The following is a 19,467-nucleotide window of genomic DNA, read 5'->3' as shown; positions in this document are numbered from 1 at the left end:
GTTACACGCTTCGATGGAATGGCAGGACGTTGCGGGTAGGGCGCGCCGGAGTCAAGTCACGTGCCCGGTTTAGGTGTACGGGCCAGGCAGTACACGTCGACCTGCCGTGCGCCGGCATTGATTAACAGGCGGGCCAGGCTGTCGACGGTGGCGCCGGTGGTCAGCACGTCGTCCACCAGGGCCAGGTGGCGGCCCTGGACCTGATCGCTGTCGTTCAGGGCAAAGGCCTTGAGCAGGTTGAGTTTGCGGGTCTTGGCGTCCAGATCCTGCTGGGCCAGGGTTTCGTGAGGGCGCAGGAGCAGATGCTCCTCAACGGGAATACCCAGGTCTTTGCTCAGCCAGTGCGCAAGCATCGAGGCCTGGTTGTAGCCTCTTTCTTGCAGGCGTTTACGGGCCATGGGCACCGGCAGCAGGTAATCGGGCCGGTCAAGTTCGGCGTTCTCGAAGAGATCTTGCAGGAACTGCCCCAACAGATGAGCCAGCAAATGCCCCAGCGGCCATTTGGCTTGATGCTTGAAACGGCTGATCAGACTGTCGATGGGAAAGCTGTAGGTCCAGGGCGCTGTCACTTGTTTAAATGCCGGGGGCCGTTGCTGGCATTGGCCGCAGATCAAGCCCTCCATAGGCAAGGGGAGGGCGCAGACTGCGCATTGATCCATCAACCATGGCAGCTCGGTTTCGCAGGCGTTGCAGATCGATTGGGTTGTTTCGGTGGGTTCATCACAGATTAAACAGTGTTGATTGTTTTTTGACCAGATGTAGACTTCGTGTTTGTTACCAGGTTGACAGCGCATAAATCTTCCTTAAATATGCCGAGCATCCGTGTCGTGCCTGTGGGTATTACCTTTCCCGCAGCGCTTGCCCAAGCATAAACAAGGAATCGCCCATGAGCGCCAGTACCACTGCCAACCTGCGTCACGATTGGTCTCTCGCCGAAGTCAAAGCGTTGTTTGTCCAGCCCTTCAATGACCTGTTGTTCCAGGCGCAGACCGTGCACCGCGCGCATTTCGATGCCAATCGGGTCCAGGTTTCCACCTTGCTGTCGATCAAGACCGGCGCCTGCCCGGAAGATTGCAAATATTGTCCGCAATCGGGCCACTACAACACTGGCCTGGAAAAAGAGAAGCTGATGGAGGTGCAGAAGGTCCTTGAAGAGGCCGCTCGCGCCAAGGCCATCGGTTCGACCCGCTTTTGCATGGGCGCTGCGTGGAAACATCCTTCGGCCAAAGACATGCCCTACGTCTTGCAGATGGTCCAAGGCGTCAAGGCCATGGGCCTGGAAACCTGCATGACCCTTGGCCGCCTGGATCAAGACCAGACCGAAGCCCTGGCCCAGGCCGGCCTGGACTACTACAACCACAACCTCGACACCTCGCCGGAGTTCTACGGCTCCATCATCACGACCCGTACCTACGGCGAGCGCCTGCAAACCCTGGCCTATGTGCGTGATTCGGGGATGAAGATCTGCTCTGGCGGTATCCTCGGCATGGGCGAGTCCCTCGACGACCGCGCCAATTTGCTGATCCAACTGGCCAACCTGCCGGAGCATCCGGAGTCGGTGCCGATCAACATGCTGGTGAAGGTCGCCGGCACGCCGCTGGAAAATGCCGAGGACATCGACCCGTTCGACTTCATCCGCATGCTGGCCGTGGCGCGCATCCTGATGCCGCAATCGCACGTTCGCCTGTCTGCCGGTCGCGAAGCGATGAACGAGCAAATGCAGGCCCTGGCGTTCTTCGCGGGTGCCAACTCGATTTTCTACGGCGACAAATTGCTGACCACTGCCAACCCGCAGGCTGACAAGGACATGCAACTGTTCTCACGCCTGGGGATTCTGCCGGAGGCGCGCGAAGAGCACGCCGATGAAGTGCACCAGGCGGCGATTGAGCAGGCGTTGGTGGAGCAATCGGTCAGCGGGCAGTTTTATAACGCGGCGGTTTAGGACTACAGGTTTTGATTCATTTCTGATTTACCGAGGCCTGCATGTCTTTTGATCTCGCCGCGCGTCTCGCTGCCCGCAGTAAAGAAAACCTTTATCGCCAGCGCCCGCTGTTGCAAAGCCCCCAAGGCCCGGAAGTGGTTGTGGATGGCCAGCCGTTGCTGGCGTTCTGCAACAACGACTACCTGGGCCTGGCCAATCACCCACACGTCATTGAAGCCTGGCGCGCCGGCGCGTCCCGTTGGGGCGTGGGCGGTGGCGCTTCGCACCTGGTGATTGGCCACAGCACGCCGCACCATGAGCTGGAAGAAGCGTTGGCCGACCTGACAGGCCGTCCGCGCGCCTTGCTGTTTACCACGGGTTACATGGCTAACCTGGGCGCGGTCACGGCGTTGGTGGGGCAAGGCGATACAGTGCTGGAAGATCGCCTCAACCACGCCTCCTTGCTGGACGCCGGATTGTTGTCCGGCGCGCGCTTCAATCGTTATCTGCACAACGACGCCACGAGCCTGGCCAAGCGCCTGGAGAAAGCCACCGGCAATACGCTGGTGGTCACCGACGGCGTGTTCAGCATGGATGGCAACCTCGCCGACTTGCCGGCCCTGGCCCGTGAAGTCCGGGCCAGGGGCGCCTGGCTGATGGTCGATGATGCTCACGGCTTTGGCCCGTTGGGCGCCAACGGTGGCGGGATTGTCGAGCATTTTGGCTTGAGCCAGGAAGACGTACCGGTGCTGGTGGGTACCCTGGGCAAGGCGTTCGGTACCGCCGGGGCTTTTGTCGCAGGCAGCGAAGAATTGGTTGAAAGCCTGATCCAGTTCGCCCGGCCTTATATCTACACCACCAGCCAGCCGCCGGCGCTGGCCTGCGCGACGCTCAAAAGCCTGGAATTGCTGCGCACCGAGCACTGGCGTCGTGAGCATCTCAATGGCTTGATCCGTCAATTTCGCCAGGGCGCGGAGCAAATTGGGCTGGAGTTGATGGACAGCTTTACGCCGATCCAGCCGATCATGATTGGCGACAGCGCCCGGGCGATTCGTTTGTCACAGATGCTGCGCGAGCACGGGCTGATGGTGACGGCGATCCGCCCGCCTACCGTGCCCGCCGGAAGCGCCCGTCTGCGGGTGACCTTGTCGGCGGCCCACAGTGAGGCCCAGGTGCAGCTATTGTTAAATGCATTGGAAGCGTGTTTGCGCCTTTTAGGCCAGGAGCCCGGCCATGCGTGATCGACTGATATTACTGCCCGGCTGGGGCCTGGGTGTATCGCCAATGGAACCGTTGGCGGCGGCGCTACAAGGGTTGGACGAGCACTTGCGGGTGCAGGTCGAACCATTGCCGACGCTGGCTTCCAGCGACCTTGATGAATGGCTCGACGAACTCGATGCCACTCTGGCGGATAACGCCTGGCTCGGCGGCTGGTCCCTGGGGGGCATGCTTGCGTCCGAACTGGCGGCACGCCGGGGTGATCGTTGCTGCGGCTTATTGACCCTGGCCAGCAATCCCTGTTTTGTCGCCAGCGACGATTGGCCAAGCGCGATGCCTGGCGAAACCTTCGACACATTCCTTGCCGGCTGCCATGCCGATTCCCAAATGACCCTCAAGCGCTTTGGCCTGCTGTGTGCCAAGGGTGCGCAAGATCCACGAGGCTTGGCACGCTTGCTGGTCAGCGGTGCGCCGAATACACCGTCTTCAATGCTGATGGCCGGCCTTGAACTACTCGCCCAACTGGATACGCGTGAAGCCTTGCAGGCTTTTCGTGGTCCGCAATTGCATCTGTTTGCCGGGATGGACGGCCTGGTGCCCGCCGAGGCTGCCAGCGACCTGCTGAGGCTACTGCCGGATGTTGAAATCGGCCTGATTGAACAGGCCGGCCACGCTTTTCTTCTGGAAGACCCCCACGGTGTGGCGGGGGCGATCCAGGCTTTTTTGCATGAGAGCCATGATGACTGACTTGTCCCATCCCCCGCTGCCAGGCGCCTTGCCGGACAAGCGCCAGGTGGCGGCGTCCTTTTCCCGTGCCGCAGCCAGTTATGACAGCGTCGCCGAGCTGCAGCGCGCGGTGGGTGGTGAGTTGTTGCGACGCTTGCCACAAAAGATTGCGCCACGCCGCTGGCTGGACCTGGGCTGCGGCACCGGGTATTTCTGCCGCGCGCTGGATCAGGCGTTCCCAGCCAGCCAAGGTTTAGCGCTGGATATCGCCGAGGGTATGCTCAAACATGCCCGGCCTTTGGGCGGCGCCGAGCATTTTATCGTCGGTGATGCCGAGCGGTTGCCGTTGCGCGATGGCAATTGCGAGCTGATCTTCTCCAGCCTGGCGGTGCAGTGGTGCTCCGATTTCGCCGCGGTGCTCAGCGAGGCGAGTCGGGTGTTGCAGCCAGGTGGCGTGCTGGCGTTTGCCAGCCTGTGCGTCGGGACACTGGATGAACTGCGAGAAAGCTGGCGGGCGGCGGATGGCATGGTTCACGTTAATCGCTTCCGGCCGTTCAGTACTTATCAGCAGTTATGTGATGCCAGTGGGTTGCGGGTCCTGAACCTGGAGCAAGTCCCACATGTGCTGCACTACCCGGATGTGCGCAGCCTGACTCACGAACTGAAAGCTTTGGGGGCGCACAACCTGAACCCCGGGCGCCCGGGAGGCCTTACCGGTCGGGCACGAATTGTTGCACTGGTTGAAGCTTATGAGCAGCTCCGTCAGGCCCAAGGCCTGCCGGCCACCTATCAAGTGGTGTATGCCGTACTGGAGAAACCGCTATGAACGCTGCTTATTTCATTACGGGTACCGATACCGATGTTGGCAAGACCACCATTGCTACCGGTTTACTCTATGCCGCCCGGCAATTGGGCAAGACCACGGCGGCCGGCAAACCGGTGGCCTCGGGTTGCGAGGTGACACCCAAGGGCCTGCGTAACGCTGATGCCGTGGCGTTGCTGGCCGAGTGTTCGTTGCCCCTGAGTTATACCCAGGTCAATCCGGTGGCGTTCGAGCCAGCTATTGCGCCGCATCTGGCGGCCCGTGAAGCCGGCGTTGAGTTGACTGTTCAATCCTTGCTCGCGCCCATGCAACAGCTTCTTGCCAACCAGGCAGACTTCACCTTGATTGAAGGCGCGGGTGGCTGGCGCGTGCCATTGGCCGACCAGGCCAACCTGTCGGACCTGGCCAAGGCATTGAAGCTGCCGGTGATTCTGGTGGTGGGCGTGCGCCTGGGTTGCATCAGCCACGCCTTGCTGACCGCCGAGGCCATCGCCCGGGACGGCTTGTCTCTGGCAGGATGGGTGGCCAATATCATCGACCCCAAGACCTCTCGCCTGGAGGAGAACCTCGCCACGTTGGCTGAGCGACTGCCTGCGCCCTGCCTGGGAAGGGTGCCAAAACTCAAGCAGCCGAGTGCTGAAGCCGTCGCTGAATACTTGCAGTTGGACTTGCTTGACTAGTTTTTTCTATGGATAAGGCATTGTGCCATTAGCGTTTTTGACGGGTCTTTTACCAGGATGTTTGCTTCAATGCCCGTTCACGGTTCTCTGAAGGCAGGTTAAAGCCATGGAAATCTCTGGAAGCAGCGCGTTTTATTCGGGGCTGAGCAGCATTCAGTCCGGGCAGGACCGCGTCGACCAGGCCGCCGGCAAGGTTGCCAGCGCCGCCATCAGCCAGCCTTCGGACGCGCAAAATGACCGTTTGCGGTCGGCAGATTCTTCGAATTCGGCCAGCAATATGCTCGAAATCGCCGCCGGTAAGTTTCAAGTGGAGCTGGGTGTGAAAATCGCCAAGGCCTCCGATGAAATGCTTGGGACGCTGATCGACACCTACGCCTGAACTCCCCTGTGCTCTTGTAGTCGCAAGCTCGTTCCTACATAAAGAATCTACCCATTGGAATTTTATCCGGCATTTCGCTGTAGGCCTTGCTGTGCCTGGCGTTTACCGGCGTCATGACAAACGGCAGTGGTCGCGCGCTTGACAAGGTAGGGTCGTAAACGTATGTTTCAAACAACTGTTTGACCGCTACTGCAACTCCACGCGGTTGTTCATCCCAGATTCATCAGCAGAGGTTTATCGCTATGCCTGACTACAAGGCCCCCTTGCGTGATATTCGCTTCGTTCGTGACGAACTGCTCGGCTACGAAGCGCACTATCAGAGCCTGCCGGCATGCCAGGACGCTACCCCGGATATGGTTGACGCCATTCTCGAGGAAGGCGCCAAGTTTTGTGAGCAGGTGCTGGCACCGCTGAACCGCGTGGGTGACATCGAAGGTTGCACCTGGAGTGAGTCAGGCGTTAAGACCCCTACGGGTTTCAAAGAAGCCTACAAACAGTTCGTCGAAGGCGGCTGGCCAAGCCTGGCCCATGACGTGGCACACGGCGGCCAAGGCCTGCCGGAGTCCCTCGGCCTGGCTGTGAGCGAGATGGTCGGCGAAGCCAACTGGTCGTGGGGCATGTACCCAGGCCTGTCCCATGGCGCGATGAATACTATTTCCGAACACGGTACCCCAGAGCAGCAAGACGCTTACCTGACCAAACTGGTGTCGGGCGAGTGGACCGGTACCATGTGCCTGACCGAGTCCCACTGCGGTACCGACCTGGGCATGTTGCGCACCAAGGCCGAACCTCAAGCGGATGGTTCCTACAAAATCACGGGTACCAAGATCTTCATCTCGGCCGGTGAACACGACATGGCCGACAACATCGTTCATATCGTGCTGGCTCGCCTGCCGGACGCACCGGCTGGCACCAAAGGCATTTCGTTGTTTATCGTGCCCAAGTTCCTGCCGAACGCCGACGGCTCGATTGGCGGGCGCAACGCCGTGTCCTGTGGCTCCCTGGAACACAAGATGGGCATCCACGGTAACGCCACCTGCGTGATGAACTTCGACGCGGCCACCGGTTTCCTGATCGGCCCGGCGAACAAAGGCTTGAACTGCATGTTCACCTTTATGAACACCGCTCGCCTGGGTACTGCGCTGCAAGGCCTGTCCCATGCCGAAATCGGTTTCCAGGGCGGCCTGAAATATGCGCGTGATCGCCTGCAAATGCGCTCCCTGACTGGTCCGAAAGCGCCAGACAAGGCCGCTGACCCGATCATCGTGCACCCCGACGTGCGCCGCATGCTGTTGACCATGAAGGCATTTGCCGAAGGCAACCGCGCGATGGTGTATTTCACGGCCAAGCAGGTCGATATCGTCAAGTACGGTACCGACGACGAAGCCAAGAAACAGGCTGACGCGCTGCTGGCATTCATGACTCCGATCGCCAAGGCGTTCATGACCGAAGTCGGCTTTGAGTCTGCCAACCACGGTGTGCAAATCTACGGCGGCCACGGTTTTATCGCCGAGTGGGGCATGGAGCAGAACGTTCGCGACAGCCGTATCTCAATGTTGTACGAAGGCACCACCGGCATCCAGGCCCTGGACTTGCTGGGCCGTAAAGTCTTGATGACACAGGGCGAAGCGCTCAAGGGCTTCACCAAGATTGTCCACAAGTTCTGCCAGGCCAACGAAGGCAACGAAGCGGTCAACGAGTTCGTCGTACCACTGGCCGCGCTGAATAAGGAATGGGGCGAGTTGACCATGAAGGTCGGCATGGCGGCCATGAAAGACCGTGAAGAAGTCGGTGCCGCTTCGGTGGACTACCTGATGTACTCCGGTTACGCCTGCCTGGCTTATTTCTGGGCTGACATGGCCCGCCTGGCTGCCGAGAAACTGGCTGCCGGCACCAGCGAAGAGGCGTTCTACACAGCCAAACTGCAGACTGCGCGCTTCTACTTCCAGCGCATCTTGCCGCGTACCCGTACGCACGTTGCAACCATGCTGTCGGGCGCCAACAACCTGATGGACATGAAAGAAGAGCACTTCGACCTGGGCTACTAAGCCTTACCGGCTCCACTTCAAAGCCGCCGCTCTTTCGGGAGCGGCGGCTTTTTCATGGGTGATAAAAAACCCTGGCGCAACGCTCAGGGATTGGCTCAGGCTGCCGTTAAAGTGATATCAATATGACATCTATTGCGTCGGGTGTGCTTAACTGGGCTTGATAAAGGCACAGTGCCATCTGTCTGTCGGCCCGGAGCTTTTTCCTTGTCACGCGTGTCAGCTGTACGTTTCAGTCACTTTCTCCCCTCGCTGCTGTTGTTACTGGCCGGGCTATCGGCTGCATATGTCAAGGACCTCAACGTTTTCTTCATCTCGTTGTTCAACGTCCTGCCCACGTTGGTGCTGTTGTTGGGAGGCTCGTATTGCGCGGTGTACCGTCGCCAGCGTGAGTTGTTTCTGATGATCACGGTGTACGTCGCTTATTTCCTGCTGGACACTCAGACCGATTACTACCGCGACCACGGCCGCGTCCGAGACGATGCGGCGGTAGTGTTTCATCTGTGTTGCCTGTTATTACCGTTGCTGTTCAGCATTTATGCGCTTTGGCAGGAAAAAACCCATCTGTTCCGCGATTTTGTCGCCCGCTGTGCGGTGCTGTTGGCCCTAGGCAGCGTGGCCCTGGCTCTGGAACAACGTTATTCCCAGGCTTTATTGAGCGGGTTGGCGCAGATTCGCTGGCCAGCGTTGCATGGCGCCTGGATGAGTTTGATCCAACTGTCCTACCCGATGTTTCTCATTGGCTTTATCGCGCTGGCGGTGCAGTACTGGCGCCAGCCCCGACCCTTGCATGCCGCGCAATTGGTGGGGGTGCTGGGGATGTTCTGGATGTTGCCCCAGACCTTTATCCTGCCGTTTACCCTGAACATCATGTGCAGCCAGGTCATGTTGATGATCGCCGCTGGTGTTGCCCACGAAGCCTATCAAATGGCTTTTCGCGATGAACTGACGGGGTTGCCGGGGCGTCGTGCCCTCAATGAGCGCCTGCAACGATTGGGGCGTAATTATGTGTTGGCCATGAGCGATGTGGACCATTTCAAACGGTTCAATGACACCCACGGCCACGATGTCGGGGACCAAGTGTTGCGCCTGGTCGCCAGCAAGTTGTCGAAGATCGGCGGTGGCGGCCGGGCCTATCGCTATGGCGGCGAAGAGTTTGCCGTGGTGTTTGCCGGCAAGAGCCTCGAGGAGTGCCTGCCGCACCTGGAAGAGATCCGCGAGATCATTGCCACTTACGATATTAAGTTGCGCAACCCGGATAACCGTCCCCAGGATGATCAGCAGGGGCGCCAGCGCCGGGCGGGCAATGGCGCCTCCAATGTCTCGGTGACCGTGAGCATCGGCGTTGCCGAGCGCCTGGCCGAGCAGCGCAGCCCGGAAGAGGTGCTCAAAGCCGCCGACCAGGCGCTGTACAACGCCAAGGGCGCCGGGCGTAACTGCGTGGTGGCATCGGGGCAGAACCGTCGAGGTGCCGTGCGCCTCAATGGCGCTGCCGGATGAGTGATGGCGGTGTATTCAGCGGCCCTACAGTGATTGTCCGAGGCTCAGCGCGGCAGTAGCTTGAAGCCATCTGCCGCCGGAGAAATCATCATGCCTGACTACAAAGCTCCCCTGCGCGACATGCGCTTTCTGATCGATCACGTCTTTGACTTTCATGGCCACTACGCAGCCCTGGGGGCGACTGATGCCAGCCCGGACATGGTCAGCGCGATCCTCGAAGAAGGCGCGAAATTCTGCGAGAACGTCCTGGCGCCGCTGAATCGCCCGGGGGATGAAGAAGGCTGCCATTTCGACAACGGCGTGGTGACGACCCCGAAAGGTTTCAAGGAGGCCTTCGCCCAATACGTCGAAGGTGGCTGGCACGGCGTGGCGGCGGACCCCGCTTATGGCGGGCAAGGCTTGCCGCTGTCTCTGGGGCTGATGCTGAGCGAGATGATTGGCTCCAGCAACACCTCATGGGGCATGTACCCGGGCCTGACCCACGGTGCCATGTCGGCGATCCATGCCCACGGCACCGAGGAGCAGAAAAATACCTACTTGAGCAAACTCACCGCTGGCCAATGGACCGGCACCATGTGCCTGACTGAAGCCCATTGCGGCACGGACCTGGGCATCATCAAGACGCGCGCCGTGCCTCTGGCCGATGGCAGCCATGCAATCACCGGCAGCAAGATTTTCATCTCGGCCGGCGAGCACGACATGAGTGAAAACATCATCCACCTGGTGCTGGCCAAGCTGCCGGATGCGCCCGCCGGCACCAAAGGTATTTCGCTGTTTATCGTGCCCAAGTTCCTGGCCGGTTCCGGCGAGCGCAACGCTGTCAGTTGCGGCTCCATTGAACACAAAATGGGCATCAAGGCTTCGGCCACCTGCGTGCTGAACTTCGACGGTGCCCGTGGCTTTCTGATTGGCGAGGCCAACAAGGGTCTCGCCTGCATGTTCACCATGATGAACCATGCGCGATTGGGCACCGGGATGCAGGGGCTGTGCCTGGGCGAGGCGAGCTTCCAGGGGGCGATCAAGTATGCCAATGAGCGCTTGCAGATGCGCTCCCTGACCGGCGCCAAGGCCCCGGAAAAGGTCGCCGACCCCATCATCGTCCACCCCGATGTACGACGGATGCTGTTGACCATGAAAGCGTTCAATGAAGGCAACCGGGCGCTGACGTATTTCACCGCGCAACTGCTGGATACCGCGCACTTGGGCCGTGATGAGAACCAGCGCCAGGAGGCCGAATACTTGTTGGCGTTCCTCACGCCGATCTGCAAGGCCTTTATGACCGAAACCGGGCTGGAGGTGACCAACCACGGCATGCAGGTGTTTGGTGGTCACGGTTTTATTCGCGAATGGGGCATGGAACAGTTGGTACGGGATTGCCGGATTGCACCGATTTACGAAGGCACCAATGGCATCCAGGCGCTGGACTTGCTGGGGCGCAAGGTCCTCGGGAGCCAGGGCAAGCTGCTGCGAGGGGTTACCAAAATCGTCCACAGGTTCTGTGTCGCCAATGTTGACCACCCGCAACTCAAGGCTTATGTGGCGCAGCTCAACGAGTTGAACCAGCAGTGGGGCGAACTGACCGTCAAGGTCGGCATGGCTGCCATGAAGAACCCTGATGAAGTGGGCGCGGCGGCCTTGGATTACTTGATGTACAGCGGTTACATCATCCTTGCCTACCTGTGGTTGCGCATGGCGTTGGTGGCTCAGGCCCAACTGGAGACCGGCAGTAGCGAGGGCGACTATGCCCGGGGCAAGTTGGCAACCTGTGAGTTCTACTTCAAGCGTTTGCTGCCGCGTACAGCTGCGCATCGAGCGGCGGTGGAGGCGGGCAGCGAGTGCCTGATGAGTTTGCCGGCGCAGATGTTTGCCTTGTAGCCGCTGGCGAAGCCTGCGATCGCCCCGCAGAGGCGCGAGGTTTAAGACTTTGGGGCTTATCGCAGGCATCGACTGCGGCGACAGAAGCTTATTGTGACCAGTAAAAACCTTATGGTCACAAGTGGACCCTATGTGTCTCAAAAGTTGTTCGGGTACACTCGGGGTCTGTAAAACCGACCCCACCGAATCACTTTAAAGTTTCACGAGGTTTGCCATGGCTGACTACAAAGCGCCGCTGCGCGATATGCGCTTCGTCCTCAACGAGGTTTTCGAGGTTGCCAAACTTTGGGCCCAACTGCCGGCACTGGCGGACACCGTCGATGCCGAGACCGTCGAGGCGATTCTCGAGGAGGCCGGTAAAGTCACCGCCAAAAGCATTGCCCCGCTCAGTCGTGGTGGCGATGAAGAGGGTTGCCGCTGGGAGAATGGCGCGGTCAGTACCCCGGCCGGTTTCCAGCAAGCTTACAAAACCTACGCTGAAGGCGGTTGGGTTGGTGTTGGCGGTGATCCCGTCTATGGTGGCATGGGCATGCCCAAGGCGGTTTCGGCCCAGGTTGAGGAGATGATCAATTCCTCCGGCCTGGCCTTCGGCCTGTACCCGATGCTGACTTCCGGGGCCTGCGTGTCGATCAACACCCACGCCAGCGAAGAACTCAAAGCGACTTACCTGCCGAACATGTACTCCGGTGTGTGGGCCGGTTCCATGTGCCTGACCGAGTCCCATGCCGGGACCGATCTGGGAATTATTCGGACCAAGGCCGAGCCGCAAGCGGACGGCTCCTACAAGGTCAGCGGCACCAAGATCTTCATCACCGGGGGGGAGCACGACCTTACCGAAAACATCATTCACCTGGTGCTGGCCAAGTTGCCGGACGCACCGGCGGGTCCCAAGGGCATCTCGCTGTTCCTGGTGCCCAAGTTCATGGTCAATGCCGATGGCAGCCTGGGCGCACGTAACCCGGTAACCTGTGGTTCCATCGAACACAAGATGGGCATCCAGGCTTCCGCCACCTGCGTGATGAATTTCGACGAAGCCGTGGGCTATCTGGTGGGCGAACCGAACCGTGGTTTGGCCGCGATGTTCACCATGATGAACTACGAGCGCCTCGGGGTTGGTATCCAAGGCCTGGCCTCCGGCGAGCGCTCTTATCAGAACGCTATCGAATACGCCCGTGATCGCCTGCAAAGCCGTTCGCCCACCGGCCCCAAGGCCAAGGATAAGGTCGCTGACCCGATCATCGTCCACCCGGACGTACGGCGCATGCTGCTCACCATGAAAGCCTCGAACGAAGGAGGTCGTGCGTTCTCCACCTACGTGGCGATGCAGTTGGATACCGCCAAGTTCAGCGAGGACGCCGCGACTCGCAAACGCGCCGATGACCTGGTGGCGTTGCTGACCCCAGTGGCCAAGGCGTTCCTGACCGATTTGGGCCTGGAAACCACCGTCCACGGCCAGCAGGTTTTCGGCGGCCACGGCTACATCCGTGAGTGGGGCCAGGAGCAATTGGTGCGTGACGTGCGCATCACCCAGATCTACGAAGGTACTAACGGCATCCAGGCCTTGGACCTGGTGGGTCGCAAAATCGTTGGCAGTGGCGGGGCGTTCTATACCGTGTTCGCCGATGAGATTCGCCATTTCACCGCGACCGCTGGCGCCGAGTTGGCCGAGTTGGCCGAGTTCACCCAGGCGCTGGATGCGGCGGTGGATGACCTTGATGAACTGACCGCCTGGGTGCTGGACCGCGCCAAATCCAATCCCAATGAAATCGGCGCGGCATCGGTGGAGTACCTGCACGCGTTCGGTTACATGGCGTATGCCTATATGTGGGCCTTGATGGCCAAGGCTGCATTGGGCAAAGAGCAGCAGGAAGATTTCTACGCCAGCAAACTGGGGACGGCGCGCTTCTATTTCGCCCGCTTGTTACCGCGGATTAAGTCCCTCAGTGCGTCGGTCAAGGCCGGCAGTGAGTCGCTGTATCTGCTGGATGAAGCGCAGTTCTGACGAGGGTATCGGTATGTAAGCTTTCTCTTACATGACGTACTGCTAATCGTCCTCTATCGCTGGATTGGATCCATGGATAATCTACTTCACATGGACGTCGCGCAGGAAGCGCAAAGCAACAACACGGACACGTAGGATTCTGCCAGGATGGCGGAGTGAAATGGATGTCAGGGAAACAGTCTGCAAAGCCCCGCTTCGGCGGGGTTTTCTTTTGGCCGCGAAAAAGTTCAGGCCATTCCGTCCGGGGCGTTCATCACGTCTTCGAGCAGTGCACGCAGCAACTCAAGCGTGGCTTGCTGACGCTGTACATCCCGACACACCAACCCCACTTTCAAGGGTACCCGGGGTTCGCTCAGGGGCTTCCACAGCAGCGCTTTACTGTTGTGTTCATCCTGGGAGCGCCCAGGCAGCACCGTGGCCAGTTTGGTATGGGGCAAGCTGTCGAGGATCCCCACCATGGTATTCAGCTCCGCCTGCACCTGAGGTCGTCGACCGAGGTTGGCCAACTGCCCTTGCCAGATCTGGCGCACCTGAAACTCTTCCCCCAGCAGCAACATCGGCAATTCGGCGGCCTGCTTCAGAGAGACTTTCTTGAATTCACGCAGCGGGTGGTCAGAGGGAATCACTACCTTCAATTCATCTTCGTAGAGCAGCACTCCGTGCAAACCGGGTTGGCGAGGCGGCAGGTAGCTGATGCCAATGTCCAGCGAGCCATTGAGCAGGCGCCGCTCGATCTCCAGGCCAGTCAATTCGTAGATTTGCACGACAAGATGCGGCTGGGCCTTGCGCACTCGTTCCAGCATCTGCGGTACCAGGCTGGTGTGCACGGTTTGCAACACACCGATGGCCAGGGTGCGTAACGCCTGGCCCTTGAAGTTGCGCAGGGCCTCCACCGCCTGCTGCATACCGTCGAGCAAGGGCAGGGCATGGTTGTATAAGGTGTGGGCGGCCAGTGTTGGCAGCAGGCGCTTGCTGCTGCGTTCAAACAGGCTCACATCGAGGTTCTGCTCAAGCTGGCGGATCTGCTGCGACAAGGCCGGCTGCGAGATCGACAGACGTTCCGCAGCACGCCCTACGTGGCCTTCTTCGTACACCGCGACGAAATAACGCAGTTGCTTGAAATCCATAAGTAATTCTTATCGAAAAAGCTGGAAAATCGAAATGGCTGCATGCCCTCAAGGCGCCTATTCTAGCGCCTATTCACGAGGCTTACAGGGCCGGAACGCATAATGAACACTGTTTATGTTGATGCTGTTTACATAGGCAATACAAAAAACCTCATGCCAAGATTGAGAGGCGATACGGACGAACGTCTGGTTGCCAAAAGGTTACGCCCATGAACCTGTTCAATCTGCGTCGGCCTGCACCCAGCCTCGATGACCTGATACTGGTGCCTGAAACGCCAATGTTGCGTGACGAACTTTCCAGTGAATGCCTGATGCCCAGCATCGTCCGACCGCCTCAAGTGTTTGTGCGCGGCCAGGGTTCCTGGTTGTGGGACAGCGACGACCGTGCTTACCTGGATTTCACCCAGGGTGGTGCTGCCAATAGCCTTGGCCACAGCCCTCAGGTCTTGGCCAAAGCGCTGGCCGAACAGGCGCAGGCGCTGATCAACCCTGGCGGCGGCCTGCACAATCGAAGTCAACTGAGCTTGGCCAATCGCCTGTGCCAGAGCACCGGCAGCGATCAGGCCTACCTGCTCAATAGCGGTGCCGAAGCCTGTGAAGCGGCGATCAAGCTGGCGCGCAAATGGGGCCAGTTATATCGCGGCGGTGCCTATCGAATCATCACCGCCAGCAACGGTTGCCACGGTCGCAGTTTTGCCGCGATGTCAGCGTCGGCCGATGCCCGCGAAAACCGTTTCGAACCCCGGTTACCAGGTTTCAGCCACGTCCCGTTCAACGATCTGCCGGCGCTGCACGCGGCGGTGGATGCGCAAACGGTGGCCATCATGTTGGAACCGATCCAGGGTGAGGCCGGGGTTATCCCGGCAACCGGGCATTACCTCAAGGGCGTCGAGCGCCTGTGCCGTGAGCTGGGGATCCTGCTGATTCTCGATGAAGTGCAAACCGGTATTGGCCGCTGCGGCACCTTGCTTGCTGAACAACACTATGGCGTACGCGCCGACATCATTACCCTTGGAAAAGGCCTGGGCGGTGGCGTACCCCTGGCGGCTTTGCTGGCCCGAGGCAAGGCTTGTTGTTTTGAACCTGGCGAGCTGGAAGGCACTCATCACGGCAACGCGCTGATGGCGACGGCCGGTGTGGCGGTGCTCGACAGTGTGCTGGGCAGTGGCTTTCTTGAACACGTACGCGAGACAGGTCACTACCTGAAGGAGGGGCTTGCCCGCCTGGCTTATCGCTACGACCAGGGTGAACTGCGTGGCCAAGGCCTGCTATGGGGCCTGACCTTGTCGGATGATTCTGCCGATGCCGTGATAAAAGCGGCGCTTTACGAAGGCTTGATCCTCAACGCCCCGCAGCCCAACTGCCTGCGCTTCACCCCGGCCCTGACGTTAAGCAAAAGCAACATCGATGAAATGCTCCTGCGCCTGGCCCGGGCCTTCGCCCGAGTGCACACCGCACAGCTGCAATGCCGCAAGGGTATCGCCGTTTAGCTCCCTATTTCCTGAACCGTCTCGCGGTATACGCGGCGCCTCCAGCCTGATTCCTTTGGCTGGGGGCGTTTTTTTGTCTCGGCGATTTGCACGTCGCAAAGTGTGCTTGAGCGCCGACGAAAACAATGGCTTTTTAGCGGGTATCGGCAAGGACTGCCGGCCGTGAGCAAGATGATTTTGCGTCATGTCAGCCAGCCTGTGTTTGCCCGTTACTTGAACACCAGCGCCTCCACCGTGAAGCAGTGGGAGTCGGGCGAAAAGCAGCCCAGCGGCATGGCGCTCAAGTTGTTGAGTATCGTGAACAAGCATGGATTGGAAATTTTGGCCTGAGAAAGATGGCCACAAGCCAGTTCCCACTGAACCCTGCCGAACGCCCATGGTCGATTAGCTGTACGGCTCACACGAGCCGATTTTTGGAGCTGAACCCATGGACATCATTCGTATCATCATCGCTATTCTGCTGCCACCCTTGGGTGTGTTCCTGCAAGTGGGGTTCGGCGGCGCGTTCTGGCTGAATATCCTGCTGACCTTGTGCGGTTATATCCCGGGCATCGTGCATGCGGTGTACATCATCGCCAAACGCTGAAGCGCTCAGCCTTTGGCGATCAGTCGTGAGTTGCGCTCATTGCGAAAGGCCAGTTGTTCGATGGTTTGGGTGGCATGCTCTGCCTCTTCGCGTGCCTTGAGGATCATCCCATGGTGCTCGGATTTGCTGCACACCGGGTCGGCGTTACTCGCGTCTCCGGTAAGCATGAACGCCTGGCAGCGGCAGCCACCGAAGTCCTTTTCCTTCTCGTCGCAGGAGCGACACGGTTCGGGCATCCAGTCATAACCGCGAAAGCGGTTGAAGCCGAATGAGTCGTACCAGATGTGCTGCATGCTGTGGTCGCGCACGTTGGGAAACTGCACCGGCATCTGCCTCGCGCCGTGGCATGGCAACGCGGTTCCGTCTGGCGTCACGGTCAGGAAGATACTGCCCCAGCCATTCATGCAGGCTTTCGGGCGCTCCTCGTAGTAATCCGGGGTGACGAAGATCAGTTTGCACGGGTGGCCTTCGGCTTCCAGTTTGGCGCGGTACTCGTTGGTGATGCGTTCGGCGCGAGTGAGCTGTTCCTGGGTCGGCAACAGGCCGACACGGTTGAGCTGGGCCCAGCCGTAGAATTGGCAGGTGGCGAGTTCGACAAAGTCTGCTTCAAGGGCAATGCACAGCTCGATGATGCGGTCGATCTTGTCGATATTGTGCCGATGGGTGACGAAGTTCAGCACCATCGGATAGCCGTGGGCTTTCACCGCACGAGCCATTTCCAGTTTCTGCGCGAAGGCTTTTTTCGAGCCCGCCAACAGGTTATTCACTTGCTCGTCGCTGGCCTGGAAGCTGATCTGGATATGGTCCAGGCCAGCTTTCTTGAAGTCGCTGATCTTCTGCTCGGTCAGGCCAATGCCGGAGGTGATCAGGTTCGTGTAGAACCCCAGCTTGCGTGCCTCGCCGATCAGTTCGGCGAGGTCCTGGCGCACCAACGGTTCACCACCGGAAAAACCCAGTTGCGCGGCGCCCATTTCCCGGGCTTCGCGAAACACCTTGATCCACTGCTCGGTGCTCAGCTCTTTGCCCTGCTCGGCGAAATCCAGCGGGTTGGAGCAATATGGGCATTGCAGCGGGCAGCGATAGGTCAACTCGGCCAGCAGCCATAGTGGCAGGCCGGTTTCAGGCTTTGGTGGCAAGTTCAATCCAGTGTTCTGCACGGGCGACCTCCATGAATTGCTCGATGTCTTCACCAAGCTCGGGCACGCCGGGGAACTGTTTTTCCAGCTCGCCAATGATGGCAGTGATATCGCGCTCGCCATCAATCAAGCCACCAATCAGCGCGGCGCTGTCGTTGAGTTTGATCATGCCTTCCGGGTACAGCAGCACATGGCCTTTTTGTGCCGGCTCGTACTGGAACCGGTAGCCGGGGCGCCAGGTGGGGATCTTGCTGCGATCAATACTCATAGGGTGATTCCCTTATGCCAGACTCGCTGCCCGGTCACGCTGTGATAAGGCGGGCGGTTCAGTTCATAGGCCATGCTCATGGCATCGAGCATGCTCCAAAGGATGTCCAGTTTGAACTGGAGAATTTCCAGCATGCGTTCCTGGCCCTCGCGGGAGGTGTAGTGCTGCAGCGTGATCGCCAGGCCGTGCTCGACATCTCTGCGAGCCTGACCCAGGCGCGTGCGGAAATATTCATAGCCGGCCGGGTCGATCCACGGATAGTGCTGTGGCCAGCTGTCCAGGCGCGATTGATGGATCTGCGGGGCAAACAACTCGGTCAAGGAACTGCTGGCGGCTTCCTGCCAACTGGCGCGGCGGGCAAAATTGACATAGGCGTCGACGGCAAAGCGCACGCCGGGCAGTACCAGTTCCTGGGAGCGTAGTTGGTCCGGGTCGAGGCCGACCGCCTGGCCCAGGCGCAACCAGGCCTCGATGCCGCCGTCTTCGCCGGGGGCGCCGTCATGGTCGAGCAGGCGCTGGATCCACTCGCGACGGATTTCCCGGTCCGGGCAGTTGGCCAGGATCGCGGCGTCCTTCAGGGGAATGTTCACCTGATAGTAGAAACGATTGGCAACCCAGCCCTGGATCTGCTCGCGGGTGGCTCGGCCTTCATACATCGCCACGTGATACGGATGGTGGATATGGTAGAAGGCGCCCTTGGCCCGCAGGGCCTGTTCGAACTCGGTGGTGGTCAGCGGTGTGTCAGTCATTGGGCTTGCTCCTACAATTCAATGCTCATGCCGTCGTACGCCACTTCCACATTGCGTCGCACCAACTCGGCTCGCTCGGGCGAGTCCTCGTCCAGAATCGGGTTGGTGTTGTTGATGTGGATAAGCACTTTGCGCTGCTCGGGCAGTTGCTCCAACACTTCGAGCATGCCGCCGGGGCCGTTCTGCGCCAGGTGGCCCATCTCACGACCAGTGCGGGTGCCCACGCCACGGCGCTGCATTTCGTCGTCATCCCACATCGTGCCGTCCACCAACAGGCAGTTGCTGCTGGCCATGATGTCCAGCAACGGTGCGTCCACTTTGCCCAGGCCTGGTGCATAGAATAGTTTGCCGCCGGTGCGCAGGTCTTCAACGATCAAGCCGATGTTGTCACCCGGATGCGGGTCGAAGCGATGAGGCGAGTAGGGCGGCGCGGCGCTGCGCAGGGGCAGTGGGGTGAAGCGCAGATTGGGGCAGGCGGGAATGGTGAAGCTGGCGTCCAGTTCGATGCGGTTCCAGTTCAGGCCGCCGTTCCAGTGGGTCAACATGGTGAACAGAGGGAAGCCGGTGCTCAGGTCTTCATGGACCATGTCAGTGCACCAGACCTGATGCGGGCAACCTTCGCGCAGGCTCAGCAGGCCGGTGGTGTGGTCGATCTGGCTGTCCATCAGGATGATCGCGCTGATGCCGGTATCGCGCAGTGCACGGCCCGGCTGCATCGGCGCGAAACCTTGCAACTGGGCGCGAATGTCCGGCGAGGCATTGCACAGCACCCAGTTTACGCCATCGTCGGAAATCGCGATGGATGACTGAGTGCGCGCCTTGGCCCGCAACGTACCGGCGCGAAAACCGGCGCAGTTCACGCAGTTGCAGTTCCACTGCGGGAAACCACCGCCGGCGGCGGAACCTAGAATCTGGACGAACATGCTCGCTCCATCACACAAA

General features: G+C 59.8%; 18 protein-coding genes and 1 pseudogene. 13 read left to right on the top strand and 6 right to left on the bottom strand.

Annotated features, from left to right (window positions below):
• Nucleotides 1-56 precede the first annotated feature (56 nt).
• Entirely contained in the window at nucleotides 57-794 is a 738-nt protein-coding gene (locus GIR22_RS07990) for a ComFC family protein (protein WP_154742809.1), read from the bottom strand.
• A 92-nt stretch (nucleotides 795-886) separates the two neighbouring features.
• Between GIR22_RS07990 and bioB the strand changes: the two genes are divergently transcribed.
• The 10 genes from bioB to GIR22_RS07940 all read left to right on the top strand — a co-directional run bounded on the left by bioB (nucleotide 887) and on the right by GIR22_RS07940 (nucleotide 13,169).
• Nucleotides 887-1,942 carry a biotin synthase BioB gene (gene bioB, locus GIR22_RS07985; RefSeq protein ID WP_154742808.1) on the top strand — a complete coding sequence of 352 codons (1,056 nt, stop codon included), beginning with the start codon at nucleotides 887-889 and terminating at the stop codon, nucleotides 1,940-1,942.
• 41 nt (nucleotides 1,943-1,983) lie between these two features.
• Nucleotides 1,984-3,162 (top strand): 8-amino-7-oxononanoate synthase, encoded by a 1,179-nt coding sequence (bioF, locus tag GIR22_RS07980; RefSeq protein ID WP_154742807.1) that lies wholly within the window; start codon nucleotides 1,984-1,986, stop codon nucleotides 3,160-3,162.
• Entirely contained in the window at nucleotides 3,155-3,886 is a 732-nt protein-coding gene (locus GIR22_RS07975; protein WP_154742806.1) for an alpha/beta fold hydrolase, read from the top strand. The genes bioF and GIR22_RS07975 overlap by 8 nt, the downstream gene beginning before the upstream one ends.
• On the top strand, nucleotides 3,879-4,691 hold the full coding sequence (bioC, locus tag GIR22_RS07970) for a malonyl-ACP O-methyltransferase BioC (RefSeq protein ID WP_154742805.1): 813 nt from the start codon (nucleotides 3,879-3,881) through the stop codon (nucleotides 4,689-4,691). The genes GIR22_RS07975 and bioC overlap by 8 nt, the downstream gene beginning before the upstream one ends.
• Complete coding sequence (bioD, locus tag GIR22_RS07965; protein WP_154742804.1) at nucleotides 4,688-5,368, top strand: dethiobiotin synthase; 681 nt, start codon at nucleotides 4,688-4,690, stop codon at nucleotides 5,366-5,368. Before bioC ends, bioD begins: the two co-directional genes overlap by 4 nt.
• 106 nt (nucleotides 5,369-5,474) lie before the next feature.
• Nucleotides 5,475-5,747, top strand: coding sequence for a pyrroloquinoline quinone biosynthesis protein PqqE (locus GIR22_RS07960; protein WP_154742803.1), 273 nt, complete (start codon nucleotides 5,475-5,477; stop codon nucleotides 5,745-5,747).
• 242 nt (nucleotides 5,748-5,989) lie between these two features.
• Entirely contained in the window at nucleotides 5,990-7,795 is a 1,806-nt protein-coding gene (locus tag GIR22_RS07955; protein WP_154742802.1) for a phenylacyl-CoA dehydrogenase, read from the top strand.
• 204 nt (nucleotides 7,796-7,999) lie between these two features.
• A complete protein-coding gene (locus GIR22_RS07950; protein ID WP_154742801.1) occupies nucleotides 8,000-9,292 on the top strand; it encodes a GGDEF domain-containing protein in 1,293 nt (430 codons plus the stop codon).
• A gap of 90 nt (nucleotides 9,293-9,382) precedes the next feature.
• The gene (locus GIR22_RS07945) at nucleotides 9,383-11,167 is read left to right on the top strand and encodes an acyl-CoA dehydrogenase C-terminal domain-containing protein (RefSeq protein ID WP_154742800.1); all 1,785 of its coding nucleotides are present in this window, start codon (nucleotides 9,383-9,385) and stop codon (nucleotides 11,165-11,167) included.
• A 214-nt stretch (nucleotides 11,168-11,381) separates the two neighbouring features.
• Nucleotides 11,382-13,169 carry an acyl-CoA dehydrogenase C-terminal domain-containing protein gene (locus tag GIR22_RS07940; RefSeq protein ID WP_154742799.1) on the top strand — a complete coding sequence of 596 codons (1,788 nt, stop codon included), beginning with the start codon at nucleotides 11,382-11,384 and terminating at the stop codon, nucleotides 13,167-13,169.
• A gap of 227 nt (nucleotides 13,170-13,396) precedes the next feature.
• Here GIR22_RS07940 and GIR22_RS07935 read toward each other — a convergent pair whose 3' ends face one another.
• Nucleotides 13,397-14,296, bottom strand: a complete 900-nt coding sequence (locus GIR22_RS07935) for a LysR family transcriptional regulator (protein WP_154742798.1) — start codon at nucleotides 14,294-14,296, stop codon at nucleotides 13,397-13,399.
• Between the two features lie 209 nt (nucleotides 14,297-14,505).
• On the opposite strand from GIR22_RS07935, the gene GIR22_RS07930 reads away from it, so the two are divergent.
• The 3 genes and pseudogenes from GIR22_RS07930 (at nucleotide 14,506) to GIR22_RS07920 (ending at nucleotide 16,372) form a co-directional block, all read left to right on the top strand.
• Nucleotides 14,506-15,786 (top strand): aspartate aminotransferase family protein, encoded by a 1,281-nt coding sequence (locus GIR22_RS07930; RefSeq protein ID WP_154742797.1) that lies wholly within the window; start codon nucleotides 14,506-14,508, stop codon nucleotides 15,784-15,786.
• Nucleotides 15,787-15,966: 180 nt separating this feature from the next.
• Nucleotides 15,967-16,116, top strand: a pseudogene (locus tag GIR22_RS07925) (helix-turn-helix domain-containing protein); the annotation flags it as partial.
• Nucleotides 16,117-16,213: 97 nt separating this feature from the next.
• Nucleotides 16,214-16,372 (top strand): YqaE/Pmp3 family membrane protein, encoded by a 159-nt coding sequence (locus GIR22_RS07920; RefSeq protein WP_033050408.1) that lies wholly within the window; start codon nucleotides 16,214-16,216, stop codon nucleotides 16,370-16,372.
• Nucleotides 16,373-16,377: 5 nt separating this feature from the next.
• On the opposite strand, the gene pqqE is transcribed toward GIR22_RS07920, so the two are convergent.
• From pqqE to pqqB, 4 genes are read right to left on the bottom strand one after another with little or no spacing between them, the layout of a single operon-like run.
• Entirely contained in the window at nucleotides 16,378-17,514 is a 1,137-nt protein-coding gene (gene pqqE, locus GIR22_RS07915; protein WP_154742868.1) for a pyrroloquinoline quinone biosynthesis protein PqqE, read from the bottom strand.
• The gene (gene pqqD / locus GIR22_RS07910; protein WP_154742796.1) at nucleotides 17,492-17,776 is read right to left on the bottom strand and encodes a pyrroloquinoline quinone biosynthesis peptide chaperone PqqD; all 285 of its coding nucleotides are present in this window, start codon (nucleotides 17,774-17,776) and stop codon (nucleotides 17,492-17,494) included. Before pqqD ends, pqqE begins: the two co-directional genes overlap by 23 nt.
• The gene (gene pqqC / locus GIR22_RS07905; protein WP_154742795.1) at nucleotides 17,773-18,525 is read right to left on the bottom strand and encodes a pyrroloquinoline-quinone synthase PqqC; all 753 of its coding nucleotides are present in this window, start codon (nucleotides 18,523-18,525) and stop codon (nucleotides 17,773-17,775) included. The genes pqqD and pqqC overlap by 4 nt, the downstream gene beginning before the upstream one ends.
• An 11-nt stretch (nucleotides 18,526-18,536) precedes the next feature.
• Nucleotides 18,537-19,448 (bottom strand): pyrroloquinoline quinone biosynthesis protein PqqB, encoded by a 912-nt coding sequence (pqqB, locus tag GIR22_RS07900; RefSeq protein WP_154742794.1) that lies wholly within the window; start codon nucleotides 19,446-19,448, stop codon nucleotides 18,537-18,539.
• Nucleotides 19,449-19,467: the final 19 nt, after the last annotated feature.

Origin of the sequence: Pseudomonas karstica (genome assembly GCF_009707515.1) — a bacterium.
GTDB classification, from domain to species: domain Bacteria; phylum Pseudomonadota; class Gammaproteobacteria; order Pseudomonadales; family Pseudomonadaceae; genus Aquipseudomonas; species Aquipseudomonas karstica.
Note: the sequence above shows the minus strand (reverse complement) of the source record. Positions and strands in the feature narration are given on the sequence as shown.